An 11,803-nucleotide genomic window follows, 5' to 3' on the forward strand; every position below is an offset into this window, starting at 1 on the left:
TATTAAAAATAGTGTTTGAATATAATACAAGCAAGGATATTTATTAATTAATAATAAAATGTCAATATTAGATGTATTATTAAAAATAATAACAAATAATATAAAGCAATAGGTTTTTTTCTTTTTTATTAAAAAAAATATTGATATTTGAAAATTATTATTACATTTACGGAATATTAATGTTCATTAGAAAACAATAGTATTAAGATATGTCTTCTTAGCGAGGGGAATATACAGTTAATTGACTTTCTGCCCATTAGGAATTTAATTAGTCTTATCAATTATTTATCCTTAGAAATCAACCCTGCTTGTATATCCCCTCTTTTTCTTTCATAAAGATTTAAATTTTTTCACGTCAAATCATTATCTTTGTTAATCATTTTATTTAAATAATTAAAAAAATAATATATGCCAGGATATGAGCTTTGGGGTGAAGAAGAAAAAAAACACCTGAATGATGTTATTGAAAGTGGAATTTTAATGCGTTACAATTTTGAATCTGTAAGAAACAATCATTGGAAAGCTAAAGAGTTGGAACATGCCATAGAGAAAAAAATGCATGTTGGCCACGTACAATTAACCAGTAGTGGAACTACAGCTTTAATAACGGCTTTAAATGTTGCAGGTGTAGGAGCCGGAGACGAAGTAATTCTTCCGACATTTACTTTTGTTGCTAGTTTTGAAGCAGTTTTAGGCGTAGGAGCTATTCCGGTCCTGGTAGATGTTGATAATACACTTACAATGGATCCTAAATCTGTTGAAAATGCTATTACTTCCAGAACAAAAGTGATTATGCCTGTACATATGTGCGGTTCAATGGCTGATATTTCTGCATTGCAATCCATTGCAAAAAAACATAGTATCCTTCTTATTGAAGATGCATGTCAGTCTTTTGGAGCTACCTATAACGGAAAATACTTAGGAACGATAGGAGATATAGGTTGTTTTTCTTTTGATTTTGTAAAAACGATTACGTGTGGAGAAGGAGGAGCAATGATTACAAATAATGAAGAATATTATAAACATGCGGACCAGTATACAGATCATGGGCATGATCATGTAGGAACCAACCGTGGTGCTGAAAGCCATCCATACTTAGGATTAAATTACAGAATCTCAGAATTAAATGCGGCTGTAGGTTTAGCTCAATTCGGCAAACTGGACACTATCTTATCAATACAAAGAAAAAACAAGAAGTTTATTAAAGATTCATTACAGACAATTGAAGGATTAGAATTCAGAAGAATTCCCGATGAAAATGGAGACAATGCATCTTTTTTAAGCATATTTCTTCCATCACAGGAAAAAGCCAGAAATGTATCTCAAGCTTTAGCTTCCAATGGAATTGGTAATGCATATTGGTTTGATAATAACTGGCACTATATAAGAAAATGGGATCATCTTAAATTGATAAAAACATTGGCACCTCTATATAAAGAACATAAAGAATTATTACCTAATTATGCAAATGCAGATTATTCACAATCAAATGAAATAATGAGCAAAACAGTAACAATTCCGATTTCTTTACTCTGGACTGAGCAGGAGTTAACCAAAAAGGCAGAGATCATTAAAAATACAATTGAAAACCAACTTTCTTAGATATATAAAATTTAACAGTTATATTTCTTAATTAAAAAGAATAATTTAAAAATTTATAAAGTAGATATGAGTACAAAAACAGAATATATTCCATACAAAGTTAAAGATTTGTCTTTATCAGATTGGGGAAGAATGGAGATTGAATTAGCAGAAGCGGAAATGCCGGGATTAATGGCTTTACGTGAAGAATATAAAGACGAACAGCCATTAAAAGGAGCTAGAATTGCGGGATGTTTGCATATGACTATCCAAACGGCAGTTCTAATTGAAACTTTACAGGCATTAGGAGCTGAAGTAACCTGGAGCTCTTGTAATATATTCTCAACTCAAGACCATGCAGCAGCGGCTATAGCAGCAGCCGGAACACCAGTTTATGCTTGGAAAGGTATGAATGATGAAGAATTTGACTGGTGTATAGAACAAACTTTATTTTTCGGTGAAGAAAGAAAGCCTTTAAATATGATATTAGATGACGGTGGAGATTTAACTAATATGGTTTTGGATAAATATCCAGAACTTGTCAAAGGTATTAAAGGTCTTTCCGAAGAAACTACAACCGGAGTACATAGGTTGCATGACAGAGTAAAAAACGGAACGTTACTTATTCCTGCAATCAATGTAAATGACTCTGTTACAAAGTCTAAATTCGATAATAAATACGGATGTAAAGAATCAGCAGTAGACGCTGTCAGAAGAGCTACAGATATTATGCTTGCAGGAAAAGTTGTAGTGGTTGCAGGCTATGGTGATGTAGGAAAAGGTTCTGCGGCTTCTTTCCGTGGTGCGGGAGCAAGAGTAATTGTTACAGAAATAGATCCTATATGTGCTTTACAGGCTGCTATGGATGGATTTGAAGTAAGAAAAATGGATAATGTTATTTCTCGGGCAGATATAGTTATAACATGTACAGGAAATTGTGACATCATTCAGGGAAAACATTTCGAAATGATGAAAGATAAAACTATAGTTTGTAATATTGGACATTTTGATAATGAAATTGATATGGCATGGTTAAATACAAACTATGGGAATACAAAAGTAACTATTAAACCACAGGTGGATAAATATACTTTAAAAGGAAAAGACGTTATTGTTTTAGCAGAAGGCAGACTGGTAAATTTAGGCTGTGCAACTGGACATCCAAGCTTTGTTATGAGCAATTCTTTTTGTAATCAAACTTTAGCACAAATAGAGCTGTGGTTACATTCAGAAAAATATGAAAATAAAGTTTATACTTTGCCAAAACATCTGGATGAAAAAGTGGCTCGTTTACACTTAGCTAAGATTGGTGTAGAATTGGATACTCTGTCAACCAAACAGGCAGATTATATTGGAGTAACTGTTGAAGGACCGTTTAAATCTGATGAATACAGATATTAATTTAGCGTTTCAATAATAAAAAAATCCGGAATTTACTTCCGGATTTTGTTTTTTAATGATTTAAAGAATAATATTTTATTAATTGAAGTGATTTTTTATAATTAAGTAATCGTTATAAAGTTTTAAACAATAAGCTATATTATCTGTATAGTCCTAAAATAAATCCAATTAAAAAGACTATTTTTGCAATAATAAATCAAATCTACAATATGTTAATATTAGTTATAAATGCAGGAAGCTCTTCCATCAAATATCAATTGCTGGAAATGAATTCCTCTGTTGTGATATCGAAAGGATTAGTTGAACGTATAGGAACTACCGGTGGAACCATTACTCATAGATTTTTGAAAGACAATGTTCTTGAAAAAAAAGTAATAAAGCAGGAATTTCCGACCCATGTTGAAGGTATGAAATTAATTGTCGAATTATTAACAGATAAAGAAATCGGAGTAATTAATGATCCTTCCGAAATTAAAGCTGTAGGTCACAGGGTAGTTCAGGGAGGAGAATTTAGTATACCTACCTTAATTTCGGATGAGGTTAAAAATGAAATTAAAGCAATGAGTCCTTTGGCTCCACTTCATAACCCAGCAAATTTATTAGGGATAGAAGTATCTCAGCAATTTTTTCCTGATACCCCGCAAGTAGCAGTGTTTGATACAGCTTTTCATCAAACTATGCCACCTAAAGCATATAGATATGCTATACCTGCTAATTTTTATACTGATCACAAGATTCGTGCCTACGGTGCACACGGAACCAGTCATAAATACGTTAGAGCTCAGGCAGCAAGCTATCTTAAAAATAATAATGCAAAAGTAATAACAGTTCATTTAGGCAATGGTTCAAGTATTACTGCAGTAGATGAACATGGACATAGCATTGATACATCAATGGGATTTACGCCATTAAGCGGCTTGGTTATGGGCACCAGAAGCGGAGATATAGATCCCTCAGTTTTATTTTATATGGTTCGGGAATGTGGCGTTAAATTTGAAGATCTGGACACTTTGTTAAATAAAAATTCAGGAATGTTAGGAATGACCGGAAAGAGTGATGCGAGAGACGTAGAAGTTGCTTATTATAATGGCGATCCTGACTCAGTATTATGTCTGGATCTATATGCTTATCGTGTTAAAAAATATATAGGTTCTTATCTTGCAGCATTAAACGGAGCAGATGCAATTGTCTTTACTGCAGGAATTGGCGAAAACGACTTCAATTTACGCTCGCTTATCTGTAGGGATTTGGATTTCTTTGGTATTAAACTTGACGAAGATAAAAATAAAAATTTAAACTCTCCGGATGATGTGGTAGAAGTTCAAACCAATGATTCAAAAATCAAAATTTTAGTTATTCCGACAAATGAAGAGCTGGAAATAGCTAATGAAGCTCTAAAATTTATATCTTAAGACAGATATTACTATAAATAAAAAAAACTCCTGAAATTCAGGAGTTTTTTTTATTTATAGTAAATTGAAAACTTATTTTGTATAAACAACCTCGATACCTTCTTGTTGAGGCAATGTTTTCCTTTTAACATCTTCAGGTTTAACATCAGCATTCACTTTTCCGGCATTTTCTGCAATTCCGTATGTCAGCCAATAAGGTAATATGCTAATAAGAAATGTCAGACACCAGAAACCAGCTAATGCAATAGTTAAAAATAATAAAAAACCTACAAATTTAGCGAAAGGCCATACACCGATGTAAAGTAATGTTGTCATATTTTTATAAATATTATTTTTCCAAATGTAATAATTAATTTTAGTTTGTCAAAAATTATTTTGAATATACAAAAAAATAGCTCTTAGTGAATGGAAGCTAAAACTTTATTAGTGTTAACAATAGCTAGTTCATTTTTATAATCAATCCATTTTTGGCCTTTTTGCTTTCGCATATAATTATCATAAATTCTTTTAACGAAAATATTTAAAACTGCGTTGGTGAAATTAGCAGGTTTTAATGCTAAAGAACGTAAACTCATAGAAAACCCAGGGGTAAGATATTGCATATAATGCCACCAGCCTTCCGGCATATAAAGCATTTCTCCGTGACTTAATCTTGCACGGTAAGGGGTTACGTGTTTTAGTCCCGGCCATTTTTCAAAATCCGGATGATCAAAATCTATATCTTCCCTACATATAGTAGCATAGGGAATTTTATACATAAATTTTGTATCATTAGGAGACATGAGAATACATTGTTTCTCACCATCAAAATGAAAATGTAAAATATTAGCCAAATCAATGTCAAAATGCATAAAAACATTGGAGCCCTGACCACCGAAAAAAAGCATAGGTAAATCTTTTATTGGTAATTTCAGCCCTAGGTCAGGAAAGAAAAAGTCTTTTTGCATATCAGGAACCTGCTTAATAAGATTAAATAAAAAAATACGCAGATCCGTTGGTCCTTTTAGAAGCATATCAACATAATCAGACATTTTCATTCGGGCATCAGGCTCATTTACTTTTTTATCAGCACTTACAGGATCATTATTATATAAAGGAACAATTTTATCACCTGCAACCTGCTTAATATAATCAAAACTCCATTTTTTATAGGCCGGCCATTCCTCTGTTAGTTTTTCAACTACAACCGGAGTCTGAGTTTTGTAATATTTTTGATAAAAATCCTGTTTTGATATAGTTTTTACTCTTTCAATTTCTCTGTATTTAAACATTTAATAATAGTTTTTTAAGGTTGGTTTAATAGTTTTATTTAGAGTTCATTAAATCTTCAATTTCTTCAATTTCAATAGGTATATTTCTCATCAAGTTATAAGGTTCTCCATTAGATTGGATAACGACATCATCTTCAATTCTTATTCCAAAACCTTCTTCCGGAATATAAATTCCAGGTTCTACAGTAAAAACCATATTGGGTACAAAGGTTTCAGTAAGTATTCCGTAATCATGAGTATCCAGTCCCATATGATGTGAATTACCATGCATAAAATATTTTTTATATGCCGGCCATTTTGGATCCTCATTTTTTATATCTTCTCTGGTCAACAATCCAAGCTTTAATAATTCTTCTGTCATAATTTTCCCAACCTCAATATGATAACTATACCAGTTATTCCCGGTAATTAATAACTTGGTAGATTCATTTTTTACATTCATTACAGCTTGATAAACTTCTTTTTGTCTATCCGAATAGATTCCGTTTACAGGAATAGTTCTGGTCATATCCGAAGAATAATTTGCATATTCAGCACCAACATCCAAAAGTATCAGTTCACCATCCTTACAATCTTTATTATTTTGAATATAATGTAAAACGTTGCTATTTTTTCCAGATGCAATAATTGGTGTATAAGCCCATCCTTTCGATCTATTGGTCATAAATTCATGAAGTAATTCAGCTTCAATTTCATATTCCCATACACCAGGTTTAACAAATGGTAAAATTCTTCGAAATCCTTTTTCAGTAATATTACAAGCTTTTTGAATCAGTTCAATTTCTTCAGGTTCTTTTATTGAGCGTAAATGCTGAAGAATAGGGTTACTTCTCAGATAATTATGAGCCCTGTATTTTTTCTGCAAATTTTTTATAAATCTGTCTTCTCGGGTTTCAACAACTTTTTCAGCACGATAATGTTCATTTATATTTATATAAATATTATCCATTTGTGGAATTACCGTTTCAATGATTTTATTGAAGTCCTGTAACCAATATACGTTTTTTATACCCGAAACATTATACGCCTGCTCTTTAGAATATTTCTCACCTTCCCAAACGGCTATATGTTCGTTTGTTTCTCTTACAAACAACATTTCTCTATGTTCTTCCAGATATGCATAGGGGCAGATAACCAATATTGATTCTTCCTGATCTATCCCAGAAAGATAAAATATGTCGCGGTGCTGTTGAAAAGGTAAAGTACTGTCTGCACTGATAGGATAAATATCATTGCTGTTAAAAAATGCTATGGATTTCGGTGCCATTTTCTGAACAAATTTTTGTCTGTTTTTGATAAACAAATTTTTGTCTATAGGAGCATATTTTGTTGTCATATATTTATATAAATTTTAGAATATCAAATTTACAGAATTAACTTTTAAATTATACATAAATTAATAAGTTAAGTATTAAAAACTTATAAATATGAAGATAATTATATTTAGTATAAAGGTTTTCCAATTTTTATGATTAAAAACTTAACTTAGCATATTAAAATTTTATAAATGATATTAATTGCAGACGGAGGTTCAACAAAATGCGACTGGGTAGTTGTAAGTTTTGATGGTAAAGAGATTAAAAAAATGGAATCTGAAGGACTTCACCCACGTTTTGTAAATTCAGAAATAGTAAGAAATGCACTTATAAATATGAAGGAGCTGATGGAACTTTCTTCACAAATTAAGTTTGTTTTTTTTTATGGAGCCGGTTGTTCTTCAGACGCGTTAAATAATATCATTAAAAGACCATTAAATGAAATTTTCGTAAATGCACAAATTAAGGTTGATCATGATCTAAAAGGAGCAGCTCTATCTGCATATTTTGGAAAACCTGCACTTATATGCATTTTAGGAACAGGTTCTAATGTTTGCTATTTTGACGGATCAAATTTAAAAAAAGAAACTCCTTCGCTGGGATGGATTCTGGGCGATGAAGGAAGTGGTGTTTATTTAGGAAAAAAGTTGTTGCATTCATTTTTTACAGATAAAATGCCCAAATATTTATCTTTGGCTTTTAAAGAAAGATATAATTTATCAATTGAAGATGTTTTAGAAAATGTATATCAAAAACCTAAGGCTAATTCCTATATAGCTACTTTTAATCGATTTATAGCAGAGCATAAAAGAGAACCTTTTATTTTAAATCTTGTTTATGAATCATTTAAAGCTTTTTTTGAAAATCAGGTTCTTATTTTTGCTGAAGCAAAATCGGTAGAGATAAATTTTATCGGTTCCATAGCCCATTACTATGAAGATATCATTAAAACGGTTGCTTCAGAATATCACGTTTCCGTTGGAGAAATTGTGAAAAAACCCATTGATAATTTGGTAAAATATCATTTAATTTATATTCTTCCTAATTTAAGAAAATAAATAAATAAAGTCAACTAGCGTAAAGATACAGCGACAAAGACATCCATATCAATATGATCTATATCTGTGGATATGCTCTTATATACATCAAAATCAGCACTATATTCTCTATTCAGTACAGAATCTTCTGCCCATATTTTTTGCCATACGCTTGCAACAGATGCAATGTTACCTTTCAGATTATATTTTAGAAAATTTCCTTGTGAAATAGAACAACTCGTCATCCCATCAGGAATAAAATCAATAGAATCTACTTTATAACCAATAATTGCCGTATATTCTCCTTTATAATCAGAAGCATAATCGGTATACACACAATATATATCTTCAGAAATACGATTAGTGATTTGATTTCTTATATTTTCAAGATAAAATCTTTCCCATAATACACCAAGATCTACAGATGCATTATTATCAGTATTATTTGTTCTTACAGAAATTCCAATGATTGAAAATTCCTGGATAGTTTCTAAATTTTTCATTGAATCTAAAATATTTGCTTTTAAGTTTATAATAATCGGTTACATTATTAATTAATTGTATTTGTATTTTTAAATCTAACAAAAAACATGAAAAACAAACCTATAATAAATGTCACTGACATAGCAAGAATCGAATAACGCATGTTTCCAGTTAAATCTATTAAAAGTCCGTAAATAAATGAACCTACAATTATAGCAAATTTTTCAATTACATCATAAAAACTAAAATAAGTTGTTGTAATATGCTGATCTTTTTCTGGAAGCATTTTACTATACGTAGAGCGGGATATAGACTGAATACCTCCCATAACCAGACCTACCATTCCGGCTACGGCATAAAAATAATATTCAATATTGGGATTGGTTTTATCAAGTAAGAAACCGGCAATACAAATACCTATCCAAATACAGATGCAAATAATCAGCACCATTTTATTACCAACTTTTTTAGATAAAGCCGAACAAAGATAAGCTCCGATTATAGCAATTAATTGTGTGAGAAGTATAGAGATGATTAGTTTAAAACTATTGAGGTTAATTTCATTGGCTCCGAATAAAGCAGCCATTAAAAAAATAGTTTGAATTCCGATAGAGTAGAAGAAAAAACTAAATAAAAAGTATTTCAAGTTTCTTATTTCGAATAATTCAGTTTGTATTTTTTTAAGATTAGAAAAACTGCTTAGTATAAGGCTTCTTTTTCTAACTCCTGATTGTTTAGGATTGTCAGGCAAAACAGAAAAAGTATATTGTCCGAATCCTAACCACCAGATTCCAGTTAAAATGAAACTTAAGCGGGTATAAAATCCTTTATTTTCAACATTAGCTACTTTTTCAATAAGAACAAGGCAAAGAATCAATAATATCATTGCACCTGCATACCCCATTATATAACCTTTTGCTGAAACTCTATCCTGTTCATCTTCAGTTGCTATATCAGGAAGATACGAATTATAGAAGACTAAACTTCCCCAAAAGCCAATACTTGCCGTAACATTAAGAAATAATCCATAGATTATTCTTGATTTATCCGTAAAAAAGAAAAGAGCCATGCAGGAAAACGAGCCTAAATAACAGAAAAATTTCAGAAATTTTTTCTTAGTACCTGTTACATCCGCTATGGAAGATAAAACAGGAGTAGATAAAACAACAAGAATAAAAGAAATAGTTAAAGAATAACTAAATAATGCATCAGGAGCAAAAAAATGGCCTAAAATTTCGATTTTTGATTGAATGGGCTCATCAAACCAGACATCCTGATATGAGTTGTATATTTTCTTATATGTGTCGGTTGTAAGACTTGAATAAAAAATAGGAAATATTGTTGATGTAATTACGAGTGAATATACAGAATTGGCCCAATCGTAAAATACCCAGCCTTTTATTATTTTAGGATCATTTTTTTTAAAACTCACAGTATTATTTTTAATATGTTTATAACGTATATATGTGAAAATTATTTCAAATTAAAGGAAAAATGGTTGATAAACTAATATATTTTTATTTATTTTAATTTCTATTTTTTCTGATTATTAGCTAAAAATTATTTTATATGTAACATATTTAGTTTAAAACCAGCTGTGTGTCATTTTAAAACAAAATTCAGGAATAAATTAGAGTTATTAAGTTATTAAATAAAAAAAAGCATTTTAATGATGGATTTAAATTAACGAAAGTTCAAGATAAGTAAGATTGGTATTAATGAGTAAAGAATCAATTTTAATAATTTTAAGTTTAAATGAAAAATTACGAACTTTGAAAAATACAAATTGTAAATTTTAGAAAATAATATGATAAATCAAGAAATAAGGTCATTAGAGCCACACAAGTTATGGAATTTTTTTTCTGATTTGAATGCAGTTCCGAGACCATCAAAAAAAGAAGAAAAAGTACGTGAATTTATTAAAAATTTTGGTAATTCTTTAAATTTAGAGACTTTAGAAGATAGAGTAGGAAATATTTTAATAAAAAAACCTGCAACTTCAGGCTTAGAAACTAAAAAAAAGGTGGTTTTGCAGTCTCATCTCGACATGGTTTGCCAAAAAAATAATGATGTAAATTTTGATTTCGACTCAGAGGGTATAAAAATGCAGATTGAAGGAGACTGGGTGAGTGCAGTAGGAACTACTTTAGGCGCAGATAATGGGATTGGAGTGGCTTCAATAATGGCCATTCTTGCATCAGATAATATTGAACATCCCGATATAGAAGCACTCTTCACCATTGATGAAGAAACAGGAATGACTGGAGCCTTTGGACTGGAGGAAGGTTTTTTATCAGGTGATATACTTTTAAATTTAGATACTGAAGAAGACGATGAAATTGACATAGGCTGTGCTGGAGGAATCGATGTTTCAGCTTTCAAAACGTACCCGCTTGAAACCGCTAACTCTCATGAAATTAGTGCAAAATTAAAAATTATAGGTTTGCACGGAGGCCATTCTGGAATGGATATTCACAAGGGATTAGGAAATTCTAACAAATTGGTCAGCCGTTTTCTTTATGCATTTCTTGATTCAGGTATTAAAGTTGAATCTTTCGATGGGGGAGGATTAAGAAATGCAATCCCTCGCGAAGCAACAGTTAAGTTTGTGATATCTAATGAAAAAAAGAATACCATCGAAAGTATTTTTGATCGGTTAAGAAAAGATATAGTAGAGGAATTCAAAAATATTGAAGAAAATTTAGAAATTTTATTAAGCTGGGAGGATTCACAAAATCAAACGTTAACTAAGGAGGATACTTTTACATTTGTTTCAGCTCTGACAGCATTGCATAATGGTGTTTTTAGAATGAGTCCTGAAATAGCAGATTTGGTTGAAGCATCTAATAATATAGCCAGAGTTGAACTTATCGATGGAAAAGCTAAAATTTTGTGTTTAACCCGATCTTCCGTAGAAAGTAGTAAATTATGGCTAGCTGATTCCTTAAAATCTGTTTTGAATCTTGCAGGAATGAATGTTGAATTTTCAGGTTCATATCCTGGATGGAAACCTAATCCTGACTCAGAAATTCTTAAAACTGCAATAAAAATATATCAAGATCAAAATTTAGAAAAACCAATGGTTATGGCTTGTCATGCAGGACTGGAATGTGGAATTATTGGTGAAAAATACCCTGAAATGGAGATGATATCTTTTGGTCCTACGATTAAAGGAGCTCATTCTCCTAAAGAAAAAGTCAGCATTTCATCAGTTCAGAAATACTGGATCTATTTACTTGAAATTTTAAAAAATATACCGGCAAGACATTAAAATTTATAAATATAAAGCCTGATTAAGTAAT

At 30.9% G+C, this 11,803-nt stretch carries 10 protein-coding genes; 5 read left to right on the forward strand and 5 right to left on the reverse strand.

All coding sequences use genetic code 11. The features are described from left to right. Positions 1 to 408: 408 nt before the first annotated feature. The 3 genes from EOV51_RS11315 (at position 409) to EOV51_RS11325 (ending at position 4,394) form a co-directional block, all read left to right on the forward strand. Entirely contained in the window at positions 409 to 1,602 is a 1,194-nt protein-coding gene (locus EOV51_RS11315) for a DegT/DnrJ/EryC1/StrS family aminotransferase (protein ID WP_128152636.1), read from the forward strand. A 66-nt stretch (positions 1,603 to 1,668) separates the two neighbouring features. After that, on the forward strand, positions 1,669 to 2,982 hold the full coding sequence (ahcY, locus tag EOV51_RS11320) for an adenosylhomocysteinase (protein ID WP_128152637.1): 1,314 nt from the start codon (positions 1,669 to 1,671) through the stop codon (positions 2,980 to 2,982). Between the two features lie 209 nt (positions 2,983 to 3,191). Beyond that, on the forward strand, positions 3,192 to 4,394 hold the full coding sequence (locus EOV51_RS11325) for an acetate/propionate family kinase (protein WP_128152638.1): 1,203 nt from the start codon (positions 3,192 to 3,194) through the stop codon (positions 4,392 to 4,394). A gap of 72 nt (positions 4,395 to 4,466) precedes the next feature. Here EOV51_RS11325 and EOV51_RS11330 read toward each other — a convergent pair whose 3' ends face one another. The 3 genes from EOV51_RS11330 to EOV51_RS11340 all read right to left on the reverse strand — a co-directional run bounded on the left by EOV51_RS11330 (position 4,467) and on the right by EOV51_RS11340 (position 7,001). After that, the gene (locus tag EOV51_RS11330) at positions 4,467 to 4,709 is read right to left on the reverse strand and encodes a hypothetical protein (RefSeq protein ID WP_128152639.1); all 243 of its coding nucleotides are present in this window, start codon (positions 4,707 to 4,709) and stop codon (positions 4,467 to 4,469) included. 83 nt (positions 4,710 to 4,792) lie between these two features. Next, positions 4,793 to 5,665: a cupin-like domain-containing protein gene (locus EOV51_RS11335; RefSeq protein WP_128152640.1), complete on the reverse strand. Its 873-nt coding sequence runs from the start codon at positions 5,663 to 5,665 to the stop codon at positions 4,793 to 4,795. Positions 5,666 to 5,699: 34 nt separating this feature from the next. Next, positions 5,700 to 7,001 (reverse strand): aminopeptidase P family protein, encoded by a 1,302-nt coding sequence (locus EOV51_RS11340; RefSeq protein ID WP_128152641.1) that lies wholly within the window; start codon positions 6,999 to 7,001, stop codon positions 5,700 to 5,702. Positions 7,002 to 7,172: 171 nt separating this feature from the next. Between EOV51_RS11340 and EOV51_RS11345 the strand changes: the two genes are divergently transcribed. Next, positions 7,173 to 8,039: a BadF/BadG/BcrA/BcrD ATPase family protein gene (locus tag EOV51_RS11345; RefSeq protein ID WP_128152642.1), complete on the forward strand. Its 867-nt coding sequence runs from the start codon at positions 7,173 to 7,175 to the stop codon at positions 8,037 to 8,039. Positions 8,040 to 8,053: 14 nt separating this feature from the next. Here the strand turns inward: EOV51_RS11345 and EOV51_RS11350 are convergent, their stop codons facing one another. Together EOV51_RS11350 and EOV51_RS11355 are read right to left on the reverse strand one after the other, a co-directional pair. Then, positions 8,054 to 8,521 (reverse strand): GyrI-like domain-containing protein, encoded by a 468-nt coding sequence (locus EOV51_RS11350; RefSeq protein ID WP_128152643.1) that lies wholly within the window; start codon positions 8,519 to 8,521, stop codon positions 8,054 to 8,056. A gap of 47 nt (positions 8,522 to 8,568) precedes the next feature. After that, positions 8,569 to 9,933 (reverse strand): MFS transporter, encoded by a 1,365-nt coding sequence (locus tag EOV51_RS11355; protein WP_181951000.1) that lies wholly within the window; start codon positions 9,931 to 9,933, stop codon positions 8,569 to 8,571. 375 nt (positions 9,934 to 10,308) lie between these two features. Between EOV51_RS11355 and EOV51_RS11360 the strand changes: the two genes are divergently transcribed. Then, complete coding sequence (locus EOV51_RS11360) at positions 10,309 to 11,772, forward strand: aminoacyl-histidine dipeptidase (RefSeq protein WP_128152645.1); 1,464 nt, start codon at positions 10,309 to 10,311, stop codon at positions 11,770 to 11,772. Positions 11,773 to 11,803: the final 31 nt, after the last annotated feature.

It is taken from the genome of Apibacter raozihei (genome assembly GCF_004014855.1).
Classification (GTDB): Bacteria; Bacteroidota; Bacteroidia; order Flavobacteriales; family Weeksellaceae; genus Apibacter; species Apibacter raozihei.